The 22,946-nt window shown below is 65.3% G+C and carries 16 protein-coding genes; 12 read left to right on the top strand and 4 right to left on the bottom strand.

Annotated features, from left to right (window positions below; genetic code table 11):
- Positions 1–85: 85 nt before the first annotated feature.
- Positions 86–1,258, top strand: coding sequence for an acyltransferase (locus QX132_RS18135; protein WP_315813075.1), 1,173 nt, complete (start codon positions 86–88; stop codon positions 1,256–1,258).
- A gap of 267 nt (positions 1,259–1,525) precedes the next feature.
- Here QX132_RS18135 and QX132_RS18140 read toward each other — a convergent pair whose 3' ends face one another.
- Positions 1,526–3,145 carry a GMC family oxidoreductase gene (locus QX132_RS18140; protein ID WP_316162226.1) on the bottom strand — a complete coding sequence of 540 codons (1,620 nt, stop codon included), beginning with the start codon at positions 3,143–3,145 and terminating at the stop codon, positions 1,526–1,528.
- A gap of 174 nt (positions 3,146–3,319) precedes the next feature.
- On the opposite strand from QX132_RS18140, the gene QX132_RS18145 reads away from it, so the two are divergent.
- The 3 genes from QX132_RS18145 (at position 3,320) to QX132_RS18155 (ending at position 7,100) form a co-directional block, all read left to right on the top strand.
- On the top strand, positions 3,320–4,489 hold the full coding sequence (locus tag QX132_RS18145; protein ID WP_315757710.1) for a M20 aminoacylase family protein: 1,170 nt from the start codon (positions 3,320–3,322) through the stop codon (positions 4,487–4,489).
- A gap of 758 nt (positions 4,490–5,247) precedes the next feature.
- The gene (locus QX132_RS18150; protein WP_315772530.1) at positions 5,248–6,168 is read left to right on the top strand and encodes a DUF692 family multinuclear iron-containing protein; all 921 of its coding nucleotides are present in this window, start codon (positions 5,248–5,250) and stop codon (positions 6,166–6,168) included.
- Between the two features lie 110 nt (positions 6,169–6,278).
- Positions 6,279–7,100, top strand: coding sequence for a hypothetical protein (locus QX132_RS18155; protein ID WP_316162227.1), 822 nt, complete (start codon positions 6,279–6,281; stop codon positions 7,098–7,100).
- 53 nt (positions 7,101–7,153) lie between these two features.
- Here QX132_RS18155 and QX132_RS18160 read toward each other — a convergent pair whose 3' ends face one another.
- Positions 7,154–7,723 carry a hypothetical protein gene (locus QX132_RS18160; RefSeq protein ID WP_316162229.1) on the bottom strand — a complete coding sequence of 190 codons (570 nt, stop codon included), beginning with the start codon at positions 7,721–7,723 and terminating at the stop codon, positions 7,154–7,156.
- 12 nt (positions 7,724–7,735) lie between these two features.
- Here QX132_RS18160 and QX132_RS18165 point away from each other — a divergent pair, with 12 nt between their 5' ends.
- Genes QX132_RS18165 through QX132_RS18175 form a run of 3 tightly spaced genes read left to right on the top strand, consistent with a single transcriptional unit; the run spans position 7,736 to position 11,177 of the window.
- On the top strand, positions 7,736–8,872 hold the full coding sequence (locus tag QX132_RS18165; protein ID WP_316162230.1) for a methyltransferase domain-containing protein: 1,137 nt from the start codon (positions 7,736–7,738) through the stop codon (positions 8,870–8,872).
- A gap of 38 nt (positions 8,873–8,910) precedes the next feature.
- Positions 8,911–10,395, top strand: coding sequence for a radical SAM protein (locus QX132_RS18170; RefSeq protein ID WP_316162233.1), 1,485 nt, complete (start codon positions 8,911–8,913; stop codon positions 10,393–10,395).
- 41 nt (positions 10,396–10,436) lie between these two features.
- Positions 10,437–11,177: a methyltransferase domain-containing protein gene (locus QX132_RS18175; RefSeq protein WP_315737312.1), complete on the top strand. Its 741-nt coding sequence runs from the start codon at positions 10,437–10,439 to the stop codon at positions 11,175–11,177.
- 19 nt (positions 11,178–11,196) lie between these two features.
- On the opposite strand, the gene QX132_RS18180 is transcribed toward QX132_RS18175, so the two are convergent.
- Together QX132_RS18180 and QX132_RS18185 are read right to left on the bottom strand one after the other, a co-directional pair.
- Complete coding sequence (locus QX132_RS18180; protein WP_316162234.1) at positions 11,197–12,681, bottom strand: UdgX family uracil-DNA binding protein; 1,485 nt, start codon at positions 12,679–12,681, stop codon at positions 11,197–11,199.
- Positions 12,682–12,774: 93 nt separating this feature from the next.
- Positions 12,775–14,013, bottom strand: coding sequence for a putative DNA modification/repair radical SAM protein (locus tag QX132_RS18185; RefSeq protein ID WP_315813083.1), 1,239 nt, complete (start codon positions 14,011–14,013; stop codon positions 12,775–12,777).
- 173 nt (positions 14,014–14,186) lie between these two features.
- On the opposite strand from QX132_RS18185, the gene QX132_RS18190 reads away from it, so the two are divergent.
- The 5 genes from QX132_RS18190 (at position 14,187) to QX132_RS18210 (ending at position 22,097) form a co-directional block, all read left to right on the top strand.
- Positions 14,187–14,975: a DNA repair protein gene (locus tag QX132_RS18190; protein ID WP_315813084.1), complete on the top strand. Its 789-nt coding sequence runs from the start codon at positions 14,187–14,189 to the stop codon at positions 14,973–14,975.
- Entirely contained in the window at positions 14,875–16,458 is a 1,584-nt protein-coding gene (locus tag QX132_RS18195) for a DNA polymerase Y family protein (RefSeq protein WP_315813085.1), read from the top strand. Before QX132_RS18190 ends, QX132_RS18195 begins: the two co-directional genes overlap by 101 nt.
- Positions 16,459–16,795: 337 nt before the next feature.
- On the top strand, positions 16,796–20,422 hold the full coding sequence (locus QX132_RS18200) for an error-prone DNA polymerase (protein ID WP_315813086.1): 3,627 nt from the start codon (positions 16,796–16,798) through the stop codon (positions 20,420–20,422).
- A 289-nt stretch (positions 20,423–20,711) separates the two neighbouring features.
- Positions 20,712–21,206, top strand: a complete 495-nt coding sequence (locus tag QX132_RS18205) for a hypothetical protein (RefSeq protein WP_315813087.1) — start codon at positions 20,712–20,714, stop codon at positions 21,204–21,206.
- A 15-nt stretch (positions 21,207–21,221) separates the two neighbouring features.
- Entirely contained in the window at positions 21,222–22,097 is an 876-nt protein-coding gene (locus QX132_RS18210) for a hypothetical protein (RefSeq protein WP_315737319.1), read from the top strand.
- The last annotated feature ends 849 nt before the right edge of the window (positions 22,098–22,946 follow it).

Raw genomic sequence — 22,946 nt, forward strand, 5'->3', positions numbered from 1 at the left:
TGGCCGACGGCTCACCTGTTCACGCAGGATGTGGCGCAGGGCCGCGCGAAATATATGAGCGGCTGATGGACCGGATGCGACGTCGATGCATGAGCGCGTGACCCCGACCCTGCAACGAACCGAGACGTCGCGCGATCGGATCGTGGCGCTCGACCGCGCCAGGACCTTCATCACGCTCTCGGTCGTGCTCTATCACTCCGCCATCAACTACACCGATTTCGGTCAGGGCGGCGACCGCATGCACTGGCTCGGCTTCGATCTGGTCGCGCTATTCAACGACAGCTACTTCATGTCGTGCATGTTCTTCATCTCCGGCCTGTTCGTGCCGGCGAGTCTGGCGGGCAGAGGAGCGTCGGACTATGTCGGGCGCCGCGCGCTGCGGCTCGGCGTGCCCTATATCGTTTCGATCTTCGTGATCATGCCGATCGCCTACTACCGTTACGATGTGGCCGAGGATCAGTTCAGCGCGGTGTGGTGGCGGATGATCAGCGAGGGGCCGTGGCCGTCCGGCTCGGCCTGGTTTCTCGGCGTGCTGCTGGGGTTTGATATGCTGGCTGCGCTCGTATGCGTCCTGGCACCGCAGGCGATCGGCGCACTCGGGCGCTGGGCCGGAACGTTGCTGCACTATCCGCTCACTGGCTTCCTGATCTTCCTCGTCATCGCCAACCTGGCCTATCTGCCGCCGCATCTCGGCTTCGGTGACGGATTCTGGTTCATGCCCGGACATTTTCCGCTGCCGCTGCAGGCGAGCCGGGTGCTGCTCTACCCGACCTTCTTCGTCGCCGGCATCGCGATCGGTGCCGCCGGGCTGCGGGCGGGGCCGTTCGCAGCCGATGGCGTACTGGTCCGGCGCTGGTGCATCTGGTTCGGTCTTTCCTACGGCTGCTACGGCGCGATCCTGTTGCTGGCCTACGCGCATCACAACTGGATCGCCGATTTCGATTCACCGCCGCTATGGTGGCGCGCGGCCTATGGCATGGCGGTCGCGAGCTTCTGTGCTGCGATGGCGTTCGCCGTGCCGACCTTCTTTCAGCGCTGGGCAAAGGCGCCGCTGGCGCTGATGGACCGCATCCAGCCGGCGGCCTACGGCATCTATCTCCTGCACTTCCTGCCGCTGCTATGGCTGCAATATCTGGTCTACGACCCGGCGTGGCCGGCCGCCGTGAAGTTCGCGACCGTGCTGATCGGCACGCTGTCGGTGAGCTGGCTCGCAGCAGCACTGTTGCGCCGGGTTCCGCTGGTGGCGCGGATCATCTAGGTCAGCATGCGGCGATGCGTAGGTGGGCAAAGGCGATGCCGTGCTCTCTCACATCCGAGATATTAGTGGCGCCGTGCCCGCCGCCGTGCCGCCGAGTCTGCCGCACGACGGTGGGCACGCGCCGCCTTCGGCGCCGCTTTGCCCACCCTACGATTCCCGCATCATTGCGAGGAGCCCAAGGCGAAGAAGCAATCCAGAGTGGGGTCGGGACCCTGGATTGCTTCGCTGCGTTCGCAATGACGGGAATGAGGAGTCGGACGTGAGCGCCTAGCGCCCATCCTCCAAGATCATCGACGCCGCCTTCTCCGCGATCATCGCCGTCGGCGTGTTGGTGTTGCCTGACGTGATGGTCGGCATGATCGAGGCATCGGCGACGCGCAGCCGTTCGATGCCGCGGAAGCGCAGCCGCTCGTCGACGACCGCCATCGGATCGTCTGCGGTGCCCATCCTGGCGGTGCCGACGGGATGGAAGATCGTGGTGCCGATGTCGCCGGCGGCCTTGGCCAGCGCGGCGTCGTCATCGCCGACCGACGGGCCGGGCAGGTATTCCTGCGGCCTGTAGGCCGCAAGCGCATTCTGCTTCATCAGCCGGCGCGTGACGCGGATGGCATCGGCCGCGACCTGGCGGTCGTCCTCGGTCGCCAGATAGTTCGGTGCGATCGACGGCGCTTCGTCGATCCTGGCGGAGCGGATGCGCACCGTGCCGCGCGAGGTCGGGCGGAGGTTGCAGGCGCTGACGGTGATCGCGGGAAAACGATGCAGGGGATCGCCGAACTTGTCGAGCGACAGCGGCTGCACGTGAAACTGGATGTTGGCGCGGTCGCGCCTCGGGTCCGAGCGCGTGAAGATGCCGAGCTGCGACGGCGCCATGGTCAGCGGCCCGCGGCGCCGGAACGCATAGTCGAGCCCCATCAGGCCGCGGCGGACCAGCGAGTAATAGGTCTCGTTCAGCGTCTTCACGCCCGTGACCTTGTAGATCGCGCGCTGTTGCAGGTGGTCCTGCAGATTGCGCCCCACGCCTGGCTTGTCGAGGACGACGTCGATGCCGAGCTCGCCGAGCCACTCGGCCGGGCCGATGCCGGAGCGCTGCAGCACCTGCACCGAGCCGATCGAGCCGGCGCTGAGGATCACCTCGCCCTTGGTGCGCGCCTCGATGGTCTCACCATTCTGCTGGAAGCGCACGCCTGTGGCACGGCCGTTCTCGACGATCAGGCGGTCGACGAGGACGTTGGTTTCGAGCCGCAGGTTAGGCCGCTTCAGCGCCGGCTTGAGGAAGCCCCGCGCGGAGGACCAGCGCCGGCCGCGCTTCTGGTTGACGTGGAAATAGCTGATGCCTTCATTGTCGCCGGTATTGAAGTCGGGGATGCGGCGGATGCCCATCTGCTCGGCGGCGTCGCCGACCGCGTCCAGCACCGCCCAGGACAGCCGGGGCGCCTCGATGCGCCAGCCGCCGCCTGTGCCGTGATGCTCGCTCTCGCCGAGAAAATGATCCTCCAGCCGTTTGAACACCGGCAGCACGTCGGAATAGGACCAGCCGGAGAGGCCGAGCTGGCGCCAATGGTCGTAGTCAGCGGCCTGGCCGCGCATCGAGATCATGGCGTTGATCGCCGAGCAGCCGCCGATCACCTTGCCGCGGGGGTAGGCCAGCGAGCGGCCGTTCAGGCCCGGCTCGGCCTCGGTGCGAAACATCCAGTCGGAGCGTGGATTGCCGATCGCGAAGAGGTAGCCGACCGGAATATGGAACCAGATCCAATTGTCGTTGCCGCCGGCCTCGAGAATCAGCACGCGGCTGTTCGGATCCGCCGACAGCCGGTTGGCGAGGATGCAGCCGGCGGTGCCGGCGCCCACCACGATATAGTCGAAATCCCCCTCGAGCTGTCTCGGCATCGGCATTCCCTTCCCATCGTTGCCAGGCTTTTAGTCAGCCCGGACGGGCCCGGACAAGCGCCACGTTCATGGCTGGTTGACCGAGCCATGAGACGGGCGCAGCCCTTATCTTGGGCGGTGCGGCTTTTGCATGCTAAACAGGCGCAAAGGCCCACAGGAGTTACGAGATTCCCCATGCCCATCGTCAACCGCGTCGCCGATCTGCAGCCCGATATCCAGGCCTGGAGGCGGGATATCCATTCGCATCCGGAGCTGCTCTACGACGTGCATCGGACGGCGGCCTTCGTCGCCGAGCGGCTGCGCGAGTTCGGCTGTGACGAGGTCGTGACGGGCCTCGGCAAGACTGGCGTGGTCGGCGTCATCAAGGGCCGGAAGCCCGGCCATGGCGAGGTGAGGGTGCTCGGACTACGCGCCGACATGGACGCGCTGCCGATCGAGGAGGCGACCGGGCTGCCCTATGCCTCGAAGACCCCGGGCATGATGCATGCCTGCGGCCATGACGGCCACACCGCGATGCTGCTCGGCGCGGCGCGCTATCTCGCCGAGACGCGCAATTTCGCCGGCGAGGTCGCCGTGATCTTCCAGCCGGCCGAGGAGGGCGGTGGCGGTGCGGACGCGATGATCAAGGACGGGCTGATCGACCGCTTCAAGATCGATCAGGTCTACGGCATGCACAACGGCCCCGGCCTGCCGGTCGGCGCGTTCGCCATTCGCCAGGGGGCGCTGATGGCATCGACCGACGCGGTCGACATCACCATCGAGGGCCATGGCGGCCACGCCGCCAAGCCGCATAATTGCATCGACTCGCTGCTGGTCGGCGCCCAGCTCGTCACGGCGCTGCAGCAGATCGTGTCGCGCAGCGTCGATCCGCTGGAGGCCGCGGTGCTGTCGATCTGCGAGTTCCACGCCGGCAATGCCCGCAACGTGATTCCGCAGAGCGCGGTGCTGCGCGGCACGGTGCGGACGCTGACGCCGAAGGTGCGCGAGCTGATGGAGAAGCGGGTGCGCGAGGTCGTGACCGGCGTCGCCCAGATGACCGGCGCCAAGATCGACCTGAACTATGCGCGCGGCTATCCCGTCGTGATCAATCACGCCGAGCAGACCGAGATCGCGATCCGCGCCGCCAAGGAGGTCGCGGGCGATGCCAACGTGCACGAGATGCCGCCGATGATGGGCGGCGAGGACTTCGCCTATATGCTCGAAGCTCGTCCCGGCGCCTTCATCTTCGTCGGCAACGGCGACAGCGCCGGCCTGCATCATCCCGCCTACAACTTCAACGACGAGGCGATCGTCTACGGCACCTCGTTCTTCATCAAGGTGGTGGAGAACACGCTGGCGGCGTGAGCCGCGGCCCAGCCATCTCAGATGAACTGATCCGCCAGACAGGGGCGCCGACCGGAGTCGGCGCCCCTGTCTTATGGATGGGGCGCCTGTTTGTTATTTTGCCGCCTCTGGCGCTGACAGGCGCAGCGCGTATTGATTCGATCCGCCTGCATCGATCGTGCGGCTTGTTTGTTACGAATTCTCCTCACGTCCCAACGACAGGCATCGCTGCAACGATGATCTGTATCGGCGCGCGTCACGCGATGCGCAGCTGACGACGCGCGCCCGTCTGCGGAGCTGAAATAAATTTCCGCCAGCGTCACTGTCGTAACAGGCAAGTGTTTTCAAAGACACAACCTAAGGTATTTACAACAAAAGCGAGTAAGTTATAGTCATTCGCGTTTCTGCTCACTGCTCGTGATCGAGCGTTCATTGCCTGTCTGAAATTTCCTTGTTCACCAGTTCGATTCCACAGATGGAGAACCCCCATGGACGTCAAGAAGCTCTCCGTGAAGGAAGCGGCTGCGGCCGCGGCCAAGTGTGCGGCAACTGCGGCGCAATGCGCGGCAAACTCGGCCAAGTGCGCTGCAACGGCAGCGCATGCCCAGGCTAAGGCGGCGTCGGCACGGTGTGCGGCCACCGCTGCGCGATGCGCAGCAACTGCGGCGCGCTGTGCGGCCACAGCCGCAAAGTGTGCTGCCTCCTGAAGCAGATCTCCTGCAAGAAATCCCGGCGCGCTGGCTGAGCCGGCGTGGTCGGGCTGGTCGGAGATGAGACCTATGAGCTTTCCGCGTCTTGGAGTGGGACTCCAATTCAACCCGGAACTGATCGGCTGGTTTCCCTTCCTCGACCAGCCGCTTGATGCGCTCGAAATCCTGTTCGACTCGATCATGAGCCCCCTCGATGGCCCGGGGGTGTTGTCTCCCCGTGCCATCGAACTCGTCCGTGATGTCTCAGGCAAGTTTCCGCTGCTCGGACATTCGAACTATGGCGGAGATTTCGGCTTCGAGGATCTGACGGCGACAGCCGCGGTGCGCCGACACGTGCCGCTGGCCAGGAAGTTCGGCGTGGCCTGGGTTGCCAATCACTGCTTCTACAGCGATGCGTCCTGGGCGGATGTGTGGAGCAGTCCGCTGCAGTTTTCTCGCGCGGAGGTCGTGCGGCTCGCCGAGCGGGCGCGCACGCTGCAGGCGCTCTATGGCGTCCCGCTCGCGCACGAAAACGCAGCCTATTATCGGACCTGTCCCGGCAGCGAGATGCCCGAGGAAGAGTTCCTCGCGGCAATCCTGGAACTATCGGGGACCTATCTGCATCTCGATCTTCACAATCTGTATGCGAATGCGCAGAACCACGGCTCACGCGGCTACTCCATTCAACGCTTCCTGGCGACGATCCCGTCCGAGCGCATCATCTCCATCCACCTCGCAGGCGGGCGTTGGATCGGTGGCCAATATCACGATCTTCACGACACGCAGGTCACCGAAGAGGTGTGGGACCTTCTCGATGACGTTCTGGCGCGGGCGCGCCCCGGGGCCGTCATCCTCGAATACGAGACGCAATCCCTCTATTGCGCGGGGGAGCGGGTCGATACGGACCGCACCACTGACTTGATCCTCTCCGACCTGGAGCGGGCGCGGAATGCCTGGGATCGCGCCTATGGACCGGCGAGCCGCCGTACCACCCGCAGCGAGGCCGCGTGATGAATGCCGAGCTGGTATGGAGCACTTGGCGTCGCGTGTTGAGAGACGATGGTCTCGTCACATGGATCACCCGATCCGACGCCCGAACCGCAGATCCGGATGGCCTCTCCGTGGAGGAGAGAGCGATCGTCACCGACTACGCGGGCACGCCGGAGGCCACGAACGCCAATATCGGCATGTACCGGCGCGGACTCGTCAGGAATGCGTTGGGGGCGCTCGATCTGGTGCCGCTGACACGCCGCCTTCTGAACATGAGCGGTCGCGACGTCGATATTGTGGCTGAGGATTTCGTCAGATCGACCGGCTATCCGGACGACGGACCGAATTTCTGGCGCTGTGCGGCCGGCTTCGTCGCCTATCTGACCAGGCTTCCGGAATTTGCGTCCCGCGCCCATCAGGACGTCATGGCGATTGATGACGCGACGATCGCCTTGGCGCGCAGGCTCGGCCGGTCGGCGCCGCCGGCGTGGCCCGTCGACGCGGCCCGCCACGCGGGCGTGGCGGCGCGCAAGGAGGGTGAGGCGGCTCGCGTCCGTCGCAATCCGGCTGCGGTCGTGGTTTCGTCATCCTGCGATCTCACGCCCTGGATCGAGGACCCGTTCGAGTTCGATCCGTCCGACGATCTCGAGGCCTCGTCGCGCCATTGGCTGGTGTATTTCCCGGGGCCCGAGCTAGCGCATGAATATGCCGAACTGTCGGAGCGGGGGGCCCGGGCGTTCGACCTGCTCGGCACGCCGCGGACCGTTGACGAATTGGCTCTGGAGATGCGCGATCTCTCGCGTGACGACGTGCAGGCCGTGGTCGGATCGCTGATGGAATTGGGCGTCCTGACGAGCGGGGCGGACGGGCTAGCATCGGGAAACATCCTGACGATGGAGGGCTGCACCGACCGTTCAGTTCAGTCGCGCATCGAATGGGCGCCAATCCCATGAGACCGCTTGAAAAGCCCTTGCGTTCTGCTCCCGACAGCCTTCCCGGCCGGCTGTCAGACGATACCTTCGTCATGCTGGATCCGGCCGTCGAGGTGGTGGACGCTACGGTTTCGGGCCATCATTTGTTGAGCCACGGCCATTTCGATGCGGGGATGGTCGTGCCGCCCGGCGATGGTCTGCTCGATTTCGTGACGACGCTGATGCCGCGGCCGATCAGGCTCGCCGCGCTGCGGGCGCAATATGACGATCAAGGGATGATCGACAAGATGCTGGCGTCCCTGCACGGCCAGGGCTTCATGCATGTCACCTCGGCTGAAACGCCATCGGCGCAACAGCTCGCGCTTCTTCGGCGCAAGGCATGGCAGATGCGAGAGCCGATGCTGCGCCGGTCCATTGTCGTCGATCTGGATACTCTGGAATCGATCGAGCAGCTGACCGAGCGCCTGAGCGCCGAGCCGCTTCCCCCGGAAGTTCTGCTGCGTTGCTCGAGGTTGTCGGACCATCGCAAATGCTTCGATCGACTGGCAAGGTTGCGGCAGGGCGGTGCATTGCGGATGCACCAGACGGTGGTGCAGACGTGCGATCTGGTCGCCGATCACCAATTGCGCCAGTCGCTGCTGCATCTGGACGCGTCGGTGACTGTCGAGGACGTGGCCTGGCCCGTCCCCGATCGTCCGATCGCAGGGCTCGACGAGATCGTCCGGGCCTGCATTCCCGTGCATGTGCTGATGGCGCCGGATCAATCGATCTGCGACGAGGCGGCGCGAAGCCGGATGCTCGGCTGGGCAGCATCCAGGTTCATCTCCGGCCTCCGGCTCGTTCTGGACGTGCGGACGCTATGGCCGGATGGCGATGCCGGCGACGACGACTTTGCCCGCGTCTTCGACGCGCTGAGCATCATCGAGAACGAGTTCGGAGATGTTCTGATCCAGAACCTGCCGAGCGATGAGGTGCTGCTCGGAAACACGGCGACGAGTCTGCCGTCCGGTCCTGGTCTCGAACTCGCCGATCGTTTTCGGCGGTCATATCTGCGCTGGCGCCTGCCTCTGCTCAAGTCTTGCGAAAACGACAATAGCTGGAGCCAGACGCCCGAAGTCGAAGACAAGCTGGTCCGCGCCGGGGACGACCTGTTGCCCAATCATCCGGAGCTGCTGAAGCTCCAGCCCGGCAGCATCGTGGTCGACGTGTGCGGCGGCCTCGGTCGTGTTGCGAGGCGGCTTTCGCCCGCCGTCGGCAGGGACGGACTGGTCATCTCCATCGAGATGTTCCGCTGTCTGAGTGATCGGGCTCGTCGCTTCGCATGCGAACGGGACATCACCAATCTGCAATTTCGTCCCGGCCTGGCGCAGCGCATTCCGCTGCCCGACGCCACCGCCGACGCCGCCGTCAACGAGTGGACCGGCGGCATCTGGGAGCTCGGGATGGGACCGGTCATGGTCAGGGAAATGGCCAGGGTCGTCCGTCCCGGCGGCCGCATCGCGGCGACGCATCGGCTGGTCCAGCTGCAGCTGTCGGCCCTGGCGCAGCCCTGGGTGCAGTACGACAGGATCTATGCCTGGATGCGCGAGGCCTTCGCGCAGCCGGAGCTGACGATCGTGGCCGAGCGCATATGGGGGCAGATCGTGCCGTCACTGGTGGGCGAGAACGCCTCGCTGTGGCGCAAGCAATACATGCCGCGGCTGATCAATCCCTTCGACGTGACGTACAGACAGGACGAGAATCCGGATACGCGTGCCGACGTTTACCTGACGATCATTGCGCAACGAAATTGACGTTCGTTTTCATTGAGGTGATTGCTCGAGGTGCTCAGATGCGATCGCAAGAAACCGCCTTCGAACGAGCCCGCGCGTCGTTGCATCGGCTTGGAATTCCGCTCGTCCTTCCCGCGCTCCACGCAGCCGGCGTGGGGATCAGCCGGACGGTCCTGGGCGGCTCGCATTCGGTGGCCATCTATCCGCCGATCAACTCGCTGACGCCGCTCGATCCGTCCTGCCTGGAGCGGGGGATCGACTGGAGCCGCGAGATCAGCCTCTACGTGCACATCGCGTTCTGCGAGACGCGCTGCACGTTCTGTCACTATACGGTCGAGCACTACGCCGGACGGAACAGCAAGTCCGCCACGGACGACGACAAGGTCGTTCGCTACCTCGATGCGCTCAAGCGCGAGCTGGCGGCCTGGGAGCCGCAGCTGCGCCGATCCGGAACGGTGGTGTCGTCGATCTATATCGGGGGCGGCACACCGCTCGTTCTCGATGAGGACGCATTGACGGATCTGATCGCGACGATCCGCGATACGTTCGACGTGCGGCCCGGCGCCGAGATCTGCATCGAGGGCAGCCCGCTCACGATCACCGCGCCCGAGGGAGAGCAGAAGCTGCGCTCTCTGAAGCAGCAGGGCGTCACGCGCCTCAGTTTCGGCGTGCAATCGTTCGACGATACCGTGCTCAAATATGCCGCGCGCGGCTACAAGCGGGACGTTCCACTTCTCGCGTGCTCGATCGTCGCCGACATCTTCGAGAACTGGAATCTCGACCTGATCCAAGGGTTGTACAAGGGGTCGCCATCCGAGACCTGGAACAATTTGGCGATGGTCGCCGAGATCCAGCCTCCGCACCTCACCTGGTATCACGCTCGGTTTGCCGATCGCCCCCAGGGACACTGGCTCAAATCCGACCTGAAGCAGGCGAGCTTCGAGAGCGAGTTCGCGACCTTGTTCGGACGCATGCTGATCTGGCAGGAGATGGCGGCGCTCGGATATGACCTGACCGACGGCAACCGCTTCGTGCGCGCGCGCCGCTATGCCGACCCGTTCAAGACGATCCGGACCTCGCCATCACGGGATCTTCTCGGGATCGGTGCGGGCGCGTATTCGCATGTCAGTGCCGGGGCCGCGAAGAGCGGCTACGTCTTCCGCAATGTTCCCGACGTGCACGCCTATGTCGAAACCGTCCTGGCTGGCAACAGTCCGATCACGGCGGGGCGCGCCGTCGACCGGCAGGAATTGCTGGCGACGTCCTATGCCACAGGGCTCCGGACCGGCCGGGTCGAGGATGCCGATCGCCGCGCCATGCGCGCCGACAACCGGGAGCTGTCCGCCCATTATGACAAGCTCGTTGCCAGGCTGAGCAGCGTCGGCGCCCTGGAAGCGTATCGCAACGGCGACGGCCATGCGGGGCTGCGGCTTTCGGAGCTCGGCCGGCTGTTCGAGGATGAGATGCTGTCGCTGTTCTTCAGTCCGGCCGTCAAGGACGCGTTGTCGCCGAAAGTGACGGAGCGCGCGCTTCAATACGGTTAGATCGGGAGTTTCAACACGTCGTCGACCAGGGAGGAAACGTCATGGTTGTGTCCGGGCAAGCAACCCTCGAGCGGGACAACGCGACCGGTGACGGCATCCGCGCCGCGCGTGCCGGCTGGAGCTTCGGCGGCGACACGCCTCAGCACTTCGATCTCCACGTCGCGAGGTCGGTTCCGAACTACGAAGCCGGCCACAAGCTGGTCGAGCAGATCAGCGATTTCTTCGTGAAGCGGGATTCCGTCGCCTATGAAATCGGAACGTCGACGGGGACGTTGCTGCGGCAACTCGCCAAGCGCCATCCGCACGGCACGCGCTGGATCGGCATCGATACCGAGCGGGCCATGATCGATTACGCGCGGGCGCACAGCAGGGATGTGGCGAACGTGGAATACCTGGCGGCCGATGCCTGCGAGGTCGGCTACGAGGCGAGCGACTTCATCGTGTCGTACTACACCGTGCAGTTCGTGCCGCCGCGCTATCGCCAGACCCTGATCGATGCGATCTATCGGTCGCTCAATTGGGGAGGCGCGTTCCTGTTCTTCGAGAAGGTCAGGGCGCCGGACGCGCGGTTCCAGGACATCATGACGTCGGTCTATATCGACTACAAGCTCGACAACGGCTACTCGCCGGACGAGGTGCTGGGCAAGGCCAGCAGCCTCAAGGGCGTGCTGGAACCGTTCTCGACCCAGGGCAATCTCGACATGCTGCGGCGGGCCGGGTTCGTGGACACGATGACGATCTACAAGCACGTCTGCTTCGAGGGCTTCCTGGCGATCAAGTAAGGGCCGGTTGGGGGCAGCCTCACGCCGCGTGCGCGGCGCGCTTGATCGCGGCGGCGGCGATCTTCAGGTCTTCGACGAAGCGCTCATACTCCCGCGCCTTGGCGTCGGCATCCGGCAGCCGCAGCAGGTAGGACGGGTGCACCGTCACCATCGCCTTGGGGCCGTCTGCGAGGTCGACGACATGGCCGCGGCTCTTGTTGACCGGCGTGATCTTGCCGAGCACGGACTGCGCCGCGGTGGCGCCCAGCGCCACGACCAGGGCCGGACGCACGGCGGCCAGCTCGCGCTCGTACCATTGCCGGCAGGCCTTGATCTCCGGCGTGTTCGGCTTCTGGTGCAGCCGGATCTTGCCGCGGGGCACGAACTTGAAGTGCTTCACCGCATTGGTGACGTAGACCTTGGCTCGGTCGATGCCGGCCTCGGCCAGTGCGCGGTCGAGCATCTGGCCGGCGGGACCGACGAAGGGATGGCCGGCGAGGTCCTCCTTGTCGCCGGGCTGCTCGCCGACCAGCATCAGCGGCGCATGCGCGGGGCCTTCGCCGAACACGGTTTGCGTGGCGTCCTTCCACAGCGGGCAGGCGCGGCAGCCGGCGGCTTCTTCACGCAAGGTCTCGAGATCGGTGGACTCGACATCACGTGAGGTCTCAGCAGCATGCGCGTGTGGGGTTGGCTTGCGGGTCATCTCGCTCTCCTCGACGCGTTTCTGCGGCTTGTGCGGTGAGGTGCCGGGCTCGGCGATCATCTCCGTGGTGCGCCGGGCAGCGGCCGCGATCAGCGGCTGGATCAGCTTCGCCTCGGGCAGGTTCTGCCAATATTTCTTCGGCATCTCCTTTTCCATCGCCTTCACTTTCAGCCGTGCCGGATTGAAAATGCTGGCGTAATAGCGCAGCCACAGCTCTTCGAGCCGGTCCTCCGACGGCGCGTCAGCCTTGCTCACACCGGGCGTGAAGCTGACGCGGCTGCCGTCCCAATGCGCACAGAGTTCGGGCGTCAGGATCGACCACGGCATGTCGGCGAAGCGGCGGGCGAAGAACGGCGCGGCGCGTTCGACGATGTGGTGCTCCGGCTCGAACCAGGCGACGTAGCGCGTCTCGCGCTCGCGGCCGACCTCGCGGAAGCGGACGAAGGCGTGCATCTTGTGGACGTCGCGGCGCACCGCTCGCGCCAGCGCGTTGGCCTGCGCGACATCAGGATCGGTCGCGATCTCCATCAGGTCGTGGTTGGTCCTGAGACGCCACAGCAGCCGATAGAGCAGGGTGAAGCGGTTGGGGTCACTGTGCAGGATCGCGCTCTCCGCGAGCTCCATGAAGCTCGCCGGCACCGAGAACGCGCCCTCCGGCACCTCCGGCAGCGTCGTCTCGGCTTCATCGTCGAACAGATCGGCCGCCGCGCCCTTGACGCGCCAGCTCACCTCGGCCGGCTTGACGTCGTTCATCGCCAGCGCCCGCGCCGCCTTGCGCCAGCCATCGAAATCGGTGTCGCTGTCGAGGGTTACGACGTGCATTTCTCTCCTCACGTCATTGCGAGCGCAGCGACGCAATCCAGACTTCTCGTGCGGCCCTGGATCGCTTCGCTGCGCTCGCGATGACGGCTTCCGTTAGAATCCAAATCCCAGCTGCTGCGGTTTGGGCCGCAGCCGGGCCGCCAGCGCGGCGCCGTCGAGCAGGGACGGCTGTGGCCGGTGGTCGGAGAGAACGATGAACGGCAGCGCCTTGTTCCTGATGACGTTGAGCTGGGCCAGATCCGCAAAGCGGATCGTGGTGGTGCGGCGGGTCGCGAGGATGCGCTCCACCGTGCGGGTGCCGAAGCCGGGCACGCGCAACAGCTCCTCGCGGCTTGCTGTGTTGATGTCGAGCGGAAAGCGGTCGCGGTGGCGCAGCGCCCAGGCGAGCTTGGGGTCGATGTCGAGCGGCAGCATGCCCTCGCTCTCCTCGACGATTTCATCGGCGTCGAAGCCGTAGAAGCGCATCAGCCAGTCGGCCTGGTACAGCCGGTGCTCGCGCACCAAGGGCGGCGCCTGCAGCGGCAGCGCGCGGCTGGCATCGGGGATCGGGCTGAAGGCGGAGTAATAGACGCGCTTGAGCTTGTAGGCGCCGTAGAGATTGGCCGAGGTCGACAGGATGACGCGGTCGTTGGCCTCGTCGGCGCCGACGATCATCTGCGTGCTCTGGCCGGCCGGCGCGAAGCGCGGCGGCTTCGCCCGGCGCACCGTCTTCTTGGCTTCCGCGGTCTCGTCGAGCTTGAGCCGGAGCCGGCCCATGGTGCGGCGGATCGCGCGCTGGTCCTTCTCCGGCGCGAGCTGCGTCAGGCTCGTCTCCAGCGGCGTCTCGATGTTGATGCTGAGCCGGTCGGCATAGCGGCCGGCCTCGGCGATCAGCGCCTCGTCAGCCTCCGGAATCGTCTTCAGATGAATGTAGCCGCGGAAGCAATGCTCCTCGCGCAATTTGCGCGCGACGCTCACGACCTGCTCCATGGTGTAGTCCGGGCTGCGGATGATGCCGGACGACAGGAACAGACCCTCGATGTAGTTGCGGCGGTAGAAATCGATGGTGAGCTTCACCACCTCGTCGACCGTGAAGCGCGCGCGCGGCACGTTGGAGGAGGCGCGGTTGACGCAATACAGGCAGTCGTAGTTGCAGGCATTGGTCAGTAGAACCTTGAGCAGCGAGATGCAGCGGCCGTCCGGCGCATAGGAGTGGCAGATGCCCATGCCGGGCGCGGTCGAGCCGAGACCCTTGCCGTCGCGGGAATCCCGCATCTCGGTACCGCTGGAGGCGCAGGAGGCGTCGTACTTGGCGGCATCGGCCAGGATCTCCAGCTTGCGGAGCAGCTCCATACCTTTGAATCCCTTTGATTCCATTCGCTGAATCACATCCGGGGCAATCCCGATTGACTCTCTCGAAGGCGTTAGCTTTATATTAGAACGTATCATGAACAAAGAGGGCCGTCGTGGGTTCAACTGCAACAACGGCAGCGCCCGCACGATGGATGGAAGAGGAGCGGCGACGGATGACCGGCGCACGCATGGATACGCTCGCGCGTCTGCGCGGCCGCATTGCCCGTCTCGAGGCGGGAGATGGCGCACATGACCTGCGCCGGGTCGCGCTCGGCCATGACGAGGCCGACGCCGTGCTGCAGGGCGGCCTGGCCACTGGCGCGCTGCATGAGGTGTTCGCCGAGACCGGCCGTCAGGCGACGGCCGCGACCGGCTTCCTGTGCGGGCTCGCGGCGCGCGTCGCGGCGCGCCGGCCGCTGATCTGGATCCGGCAGGATTTCGCCGAGCGCGAGATGGGCGCGCTGTCGATGAGCGGGCTCGCCGAGCTTGGCCTCGACCCGCGCCGCATCGTGATCGTGCGGGCGCCCGATCTCGATCACGGCTTGCGCACCGCGGCCGATGCGCTCGCCTGCGATGCGCTGGGCGGGGTGATGCTGGAGGTGTGGGGCGAGACGCAAAAGCTCGATCTCGTCGCCAGCCGCAAGCTGACCCTGGCCGCGCAGGAGTCCGGCGTGACCGCGCTCGTGTTGCGCATTGCAGCCACACCCGAACCTTCGACCGCCGAGACGCGCTGGATCGTCCGCACCGCGCCGTCGCTGCCCTCGGCGCCCTGGATGGCCTGGGGCGCGCCGCGTCTCGACGCCGAGCTCATTCGCAATCGTCACGGCCAGACCGGACGATGGATCATGGAGTGGACCCCCGATGCGTGCCGTTTCAGCGAACCGGCGGCGGATCCTCAGCCTGTGGCTGCCGCGCCTGCCCATCGATCGGATCAAGCGAAACTGCTCCGCCGATCGGCGTGACGACCTGCCGCAGGTCGTCGTCATCAAGGACGCCAATGCGCTCTTGATCCATGCGCTGGACGAGGCGGCGGCGTGCCATGGCGTCAGCCTCGGCCAGCCGCTGGCGAACGCCCGCGCGGTCTGTCCCGACCTCGTCGTCCACGAGGCCGACCTCGCGGCTGACGCCAAGATGCTCGAAGGCATCGCCGACTGGTGCGACCGCTTCACGCCGCTGGTCGCGCTGGATCCGCCGCATGGGCTTTCGCTCGACATCACCGGCTGCGTGCATCTCTTCGGCGGCGAAGCCAAACTGATGCGGTCGCTCTGCGATGCGCTGACCGCGCACGGTCTCACCGTGTCGGCAGCGATCGCCTCCAACGCCGTGTGTGCGCGCACGCTGAACCGGCAGGTGCATGGCCGCATCGTGCCTGACGGCGAGGAGGCGGCCGCGGTGGCGCCGCTGCCGGTGGCAGCCCTTGGCGGCAGCGAAGCGATCACGCTCGGCCTGCGCCGCGCCGGCTTGAAGATGATCGGCGACGTCGCGTCGCGCGGCCGCAACGAGATCACGGCGCGGTTCGGTGTCGCCTTCACCCGCGTGCTGGCCCAGGCGCTGGGCGAGGCCGATGCGCCGATCAGCCCGCGCAAAGTCCCGCCGGACTACATCGTCGACAAGCGTTTTGCCGAGCCGGTCGCGACCGACACCGTGATCGCGGCCAGCCTCTCCAGCCTCGCCGCGATGCTGGTGAGGGCGATGGTGCAGCAGGGCAAGGGCGCGCGGCGGCTCGAGGCCTGCTTCTTCCGCACCGACGGCCTAGTGCGCGTCATCGCGGTCGACACCGGCCAGCCGGTCACCGAGGCCGCAATCATCGACCGTCTGTTCCGCGAGCGGCTCGACGCCTTGAATGATCCGCTCGATCCCGGCTTCGGCTTCGACATGATCCGGCTGTCGGCGAGCCGCAGCGAGATCGTGGTGCAGCAGCAGCGCGATCTCGACGCCCATGTCCACGACAATGACGAGCTGTCGGCGCTGATCGACCGCATCGCCGCGCGCATCGGCGGCAAGCGTGTGGTCGTGCATCTGCCGGTCGACACCCACATCCCGGAGCGGGCGGAGCTGCCGTTACAGGCGCAGCAGCATCTCGCCGTCGCCACGGTGGCCGATTGGCCGGAGCGCAGCGAAGGCGAGCCGCCGCTGCGCCCGTTGCGGCTGTTCGCGCAGCCGGAGGCGATCCAAGTGATCGCCGGGGTGCCGGACGGCCCGCCCGCGCGCTTCGTCTGGCGCCGTGCCACGCATGCGGTGGTGCGCGCCGAAGGCCCGGAGCGCATCGCCATGGAATGGTGGCGGCCGGGCGGGCAGGGGCTGACGCGCGACTATTTCCGCGTCGAGGACGAGCACGGCCTGCGCTTCTGGCTCTACCGCGACGGGTTGTATGACCGCGAGCTCGATCAGCAGGAGGGCCTGCCCGTACAGCCCGCCTGGTACATGCACGGCCTGTTCGCATGAGGGCCGGGATCGCACATCTCTCGCGGCGATCTCGCTGCTCACCCTCCCCTGGAGGGGGAGGGTCGGCTCGCATGCGCGCATGCGAGCCGGGGTGGGGTGACAGACCATCAGCGTGCACGGTGCCGATTTTCGCCGGAGTCGAGACGCCCACATCCCTGACGTGTCGACGTCAGGACGACCGATTGTTGGGCTCACCCCACCCCGCCGCGCGCTGTGCGCGCGTCGACCCTCCCCCTCCAGGGGAGGGTGGGCACTTGTGCAAGGCGACTTGTTGGAGCTCATCATCTGCAGGGAGCGGGCAACGCAGCATCGTCAACGCAGCCTCCGCAGCCGCGCCATGACTCCCATCCCCTATGCCGAGATCGGCGTCACCACCAATTTCTCCTTCCTGCAAGGCGGCTCGCATCCGCAGGACTATGTGCACCAGGCCGCCGAATATGGTCTCACCGCCATCGGCATCGCCGACCACAACACGCTGGCCGGCATCGTGCGCGCCTATAGCGAGCTGAACAATGACAGACTGAGCTACAAGCCTAAATTATTATACGGTGCACGTCTCGTCTTCACCTGCGGCACGCCGGATATCCTCGTCTATCCGCGCGACCGTGCGGCTTACGGCCGGCTGTGCCAGCTGCTCACCCGCGGCAAGCGCGGCAGCGATCTCGACAAGGTCGCCAAGGGCGACTGCCGCCTGACCTTCGAGGATCTGTTTGATTTCATCGAGGGGCAGCTCCTGGTGCTGATGCCGCCGCATCGCTTCGACGAGGCTGTCATCAGCGAAGTCCTGACGCGGCTGAAGGACAGCCGCGCCGAAGGCGTGTGGCTCGCCGGCAGCCTGCTCTATCGTGGCGACGACCGCCGCCGGCTGGCGCGGCTGGCGCGTCTCGCCGCATCGGTCAAGGTGCCGCTGATCGCCACCAATGACGTGCTGTATCATCATCCCCAGCAGCGGATGCTGCAGGACGTGCTGACCTGCATCCGCGAGAAAGCCTCGATCGAGGCCATCGGCCGAAGGCTCCAAGTCAATGCCGAGCGCCACCTCAAGCCGGGACACGAGATGGCGCGGCTGTTCCGCGATCATCCCGGTGCGATTGCCGAGACCATCCGCTTCACCGACCGCATCGTCTTCTCGCTCGACCAGCTCAAATACCAGTACCCCGACGAGCCGGTGCCGCCGGGCAAGACCGCGCAGGGGCATCTGCAGGACCTGACTTGGGCCGGCGCCAAAACCTATTTCGGTGATGATCTCGACGACCGCCTGCGCGCAGTCCTCGACAAGGAGCTGGCGCTGATCGCCGAGCTCAACTACGCGCATTATTTCCTCACGGTTCACGACATCGTCCGCTACGCCCGCAGCCAGGGCATCCTGTGCCAGGGCCGCGGCTCAGCGGCGAACTCGGCCGTGTGCTACGTGCTCGGCATCACCTCGGTCGATCCGACCAAGATCGATCTGCTGTTCGAGCGCTTCATCTCCAAGGAGCGGCTGGAGCCGCCCGACATCGACGTCGATTTCGAGCATTCGCGACGCGAGGAGGTGATGCAATATGTCTATCGCCGCTACGGCCGGCACCGCGCGGCGATCATCGCCACCGTCATCCATTATCGCCCGCGCAGCGCCATCCGCGACGTCGGCAAGGCGCTCGGACTGACCGAGGACGTTACCGCCGTGCTCGCCGACACCGTGTGGGGCAGCTGGGGCGACGGCCTCTCCGACATGCAGGTGCGCCAGGCCGGGCTCGATCCAACCAATCCGATGATCCGCCGCGCCGTGGAGCTGGCATCGGAGCTGATCACCTTTCCGCGGCACCTGTCACAGCATGTCGGCGGCTACGTGCTGACCCAGGACCGGCTCGACAGCTACGTGCCGATCGGCAATGCCGCGATGGACGATCGCACCTTCATCGAATGGGACAAGGACGACGTCGATGCGTTGTCCATGATGAAGGTCGACGTGCTGGCGCTGGGCATGCTGACCTGCATCCGCAAATGCTTCGACCTGATCGCCGATCACAAGGGCCAGCGATACGTGCTTTCCGATATCCGGTCGGAGGATGACAACGAAGTCTACCAAATGCTGCAGCGGGGCGAGTCGCTCGGCGTGTTCCAGGTCGAGAGCCGGGCGCAGATGAACATGTTGCCGCGGCTGAAGCCGCGCACCTTCTACGACCTCGTCATCGAGGTCGCGATCGTCCGGCCCGGACCAATCCAGGGCGACATGGTCCATCCGTATCTGCGGCGCCGGAACGGTCTCGAAAAGGTCAGCTATCCATCGCCGGCAAACGGCCCGAAAGACGAGCTTTACAAGGTGCTGCACAAGACGCTCGGCGTGCCGCTGTTCCAGGAGCAGGCGATGCGGATCGCGATCGAGGCCGCAAAGTTCTCGTCGGAGGAAGCCAACGGCCTGCGCCGCGCGATGGCGACGTTCCGCAACGTCGGCACCATCGGCTCCTACGAGGAGAAGATGGTCGGCAACATGATCGCGCGCGGCTACGATCCGGCCTTTGCCAAGAGCTGCTTCGACCAGATCAAGGGTTTTGGCTCCTACGGCTTTCCGGAAAGCCATGCCGCGAGCTTCGCCCAGCTCGTCTATGTCTCGTCCTGGCTGAAATGCTTCCATCCCGACGCGTTCTGCTGCGCATTGCTCAACTCGCAGCCGATGGGCTTCTACGCGCCGGCGCAGATCGTCGGCGACGCCCGCAAGAATGGCGTCGAGATCCGGAACATCGACGTGTCCCACAGCTTCGCCGACAACACGCTGGAGGAAATGGGTAGCAAATACTGCGCCGTCCGCCTTGGCTTCCGCCAGATCGACGGTTTCCGCTGGATCGACCGCGACGAGGAGCGGATCAAGCGATTGTCGGAGGCGATGCGGAGCGAGGCACAAGTCGCTTCCGCATTGTCATTGCAGGATGATGCGCAAGCTCTCTCCCCACCGTCATTCCGGGGCGATGCGACGAGTCAAAACAGCGAAGCTGTTTTGACCGGGGCATCGAACCCGGAATCTCGAGATTCCGGGCTCGCCCTCCGGGCGCCCCGGAATGACGCTGCGGAAGGAGGCGTTCTTTACTCACAAGCCGTTGATACGTTTCGAGCGCTCGACGCTGTCGCGTTGCCCAGGAATGACAGCGAGGGACAGGCCGGCATCTTTCTCCAGGACGACGACTGGGCCGACCGCATCATCAAGGCGCGCGCCCGCGGGCCCTTCACCTCGCTGGAAGACTTCGCCCGCGACACCGCTCTGCCCAAGCGCGCGCTGCTGCTGCTGGCCGATGCCGATGCGTTCCGCTCGCTGGGGCTCGACCGTCGTGCCGCGCTCTGGGCCGTGCGCCGGCTGCCCGACGATGTGCCGCTGCCGCTGTTCGAGGCCGCGATCGCCCGCGAGCAGCCGGACGAGGGCGCCAAGCCGCTGCCGGAGATGCCGCTGCCCGAGCACGTGGTCGCGGACTATCAAACCATCCGCCTGTCGTTGAAGGGCCACCCGATGGAGTTCCTGCGCCAGCGCTTCGCCGCCGAGCGCGTGCTGGCCTGCCGCGACGTCAACCACGCCAACGACCGCCGCCGCGTCCGTTGCGCCGGCGTGGTGCTGGTGCGACAGCGACCGGGCAGCGCCAAGGGCGTCGTGTTCATGACCCTGGAGGACGAGACCGGCATCGCCAACATCGTGGTGTGGCCGAAGGTGATGGAGACCTTCCGCAAGGAGGTGATGGGCGCGCGCCTCGTGCTGGTCGAAGGCCGCATCCAGAGCAGCCCCGAGAAGGTCGTGCATCTCGTCGCCGAGCGCCTGGTCGACCGCAGCGCCGATCTCGCCTTGTTGTCGAACGATCGTCTCGGTGCCGTGCCGCACGGCCCGATGCCCGCCGAGCCGCTCAACGACGACCGCCGCGATCACCTCGACACTCCCTCCCAGCGCGTCAGCCACCCCCGCAACGTCCGCATCCTGCCGCGCTCGCGCGATTTTCATTGAGGTCATTGCTATGCAATACAGCCGCCATGGCCACGTGACACCGGTGCTGCTGCCCTGTTCCGAGGACAGCGTCGTTGGATTGGTCCGTCGAACCGGCTGAAGCATTGCGATTCGCAACAACGATCTCATCCGACTTCAAGCCTATCAATTTCCCGGAGAGCTCCACGGTTCTTCGCGAGGCGCGCTGCGCGCGCTCATCTCAGTTCGTCGGTTGATCCAAATCAATAAACAAAACTTTAAGTTGTTGGAGAGTTCGTTCCAGAACATTCCGGCAAGAAGGCAACCCACCATGACCGAGACCCCCAAACGATCCGCGTCGCCGGTACCTGACCCAGCCGCCCACGAGCGGTACAAATTAGATGAACACGATCAGTTCACGGTCCCGAAGGGTGGGACATACAAGCTCGATCTTGCGAATCGCTGCGTTGTCGCAGCCGCTTCCGGCATCGGTATTGCCCCCTTCGTATTCTCGGGTGCAATGAGCTCCGACGCACTTGCTGCGCCATCCTATATCCCGCGTCGCCTGACCGACGAAATGCTCCAACAGATCCTGTCGCCGGATATTCAGACGAGAGTCTTCAAGAGTTTCGATAACATCGGGACGCTGCACGCCCACGTCCCGAAGATTGCCGAGCTGTCCCGGACTATGAAGAGCTTCGGCGAAGCAGCCCCACACTTCGTGCTTACGGTTGAAGCCAAGGATCACAAGGACGCAGCACTGAAAGCTGATGCCGAGACCGCTCTCCGCGGTCACGGTGTCGACGCCCATATCCACATCGTCTGAACCTGAGGGCTGCACATGACGAGTCGGCCGCCAGCGCAGGAGGATCCGATCGGTTTCGAGGCCATCGCCGAACTCGCGGACGCCCAGGAAAAGCAGGTCGATGCAGCGGGCGTCTCATTGCGGGAAACAGCGAAGTGGATCGTGAGCGGGATCGCCGTCGCGGCAGCTGGTGTCGTGGTCGGAACGTCGCTCTCTTCCTTGGGGGCTTTCGGTTTCGGGGTACGGCTGGTGATTGCCGTTTCCGCCATCGCGGTCGGCTTCATCGGGCTTGGGGTCCTGTTCGGTTTTGCCATCAAGGTCATCGCGCCGCCGAGTCTCACGCTGCAGGACTTCGCCGACAGCAGGGGCATACCGAGCAGCTGGAAGGAGAGGATCGAACTCAGGGCCAGACCTTTTCTGAAAGGTTTGTCGGTAAACAGCCTGGAGGAATTGTGCGAATATTTGCGCGCGCCCCGCAACCGCGACGGTTCCGCACTCTCTCCAAACGATTGGCGTGCGCTGAAAGAATCCCGACGCTTGATCAGCCTGACCGCCAACTCCGAGCTCAGGCGGCTCCTGTTCGACAGACTGGTGCGGATGACCTACGTGATGACGCCACTGATTGCGGTCGCTGTCGTCGTGTTTGCTTGGGCTGCTAATCCGCCCAAGGATGTATTGCGTGCAATGCCGGTACCGGTCGAGCTGGACGCGAACGTCCACCCGGAAGACCTCCCGCAGCTGATCAAGGCCCTGGGAGCTTCGGCATGTGTGGAGGGCAAATTGCACGTGATCGTTCTTGATGAGTGGCGGTCAGGCATCCAAGAGGTCGTGACGGTGCCAAAGCCATCCTGCCCGCCAGTTCGTCTTCTGCTCAACCAGGGACGAATCTCACCTTTGAGCACGCGGCCTTGAGGCCAGCCGCATGAGCTGCACCTGTCGAACATGTTGGGGTCCATGTTCGAGATGGTGGTGGCCTCGTTGCGCGACCATCAAAGATTTTTCTTTCTTTTTTTCAGAAAATGTGTTTCATTGCGGCCATCCCGCTCCATCGAAGAAGGGGCGTTGCGCGCGATCGTCACGACACGCGGGGCGGGGAGCGATGGCTGTGTTTGTGCCGCAGCGTGCGTTGTGCACGCGGACGAACGGCAGGCTTGCGGACGTGAAGGCGTATGGTCCTGGCGCCCCGATGCTGGCGCCAAGTCCGCGGGTGATGATCCCGCCGGCGACGGTGGCTAAAAGCCGGACACCGGGGAGAGTACGCAGTAAACGTGAAAACCATCGCGCAGGGAAGGCCGGGCGTTCTCGGCTGCACCTGTGGTACCTGCCGCCTGCATTTTTTCTCGCAGGCGGGCCGCAGGCGTCAGCCGGCGCCTGGCCTTCCCTGCGCCCTCTTCACGAGAGGGTGAAACGATCGGCAAGACTCGGGCGCATCCGCGCCGCGAGACGACGTCTTCATGTGCGTGTCACAGTCAACGGATCGAAGCTGCAACGGATGATCGCACGATGGACCATCACCCATCGCAGGGCCATGGAAACCATGACCCGATTTTTGCGGACACGCGCAACGTTGCGAGCCCGTCCGAGCTGGAACGCAAATCCGGAGCATGGGCGTCAGGCTGGAGTAGGTGCGTACCCGCGGAGGTTGGCCTACAGACTGGCAACACCGTCACGGCGATCCGCCGCGCGCTCGATGCGTCCATGGTGCGTCGCGGTGAAACCGCGATTGCCCGGAACCAGCTGAATGCAGGCTGAACGGCTGTC

The sequence above is a fragment of the Bradyrhizobium sp. SZCCHNRI20481 genome (assembly GCF_032485055.1).
GTDB lineage: Bacteria > Pseudomonadota > Alphaproteobacteria > Rhizobiales > Xanthobacteraceae > Bradyrhizobium.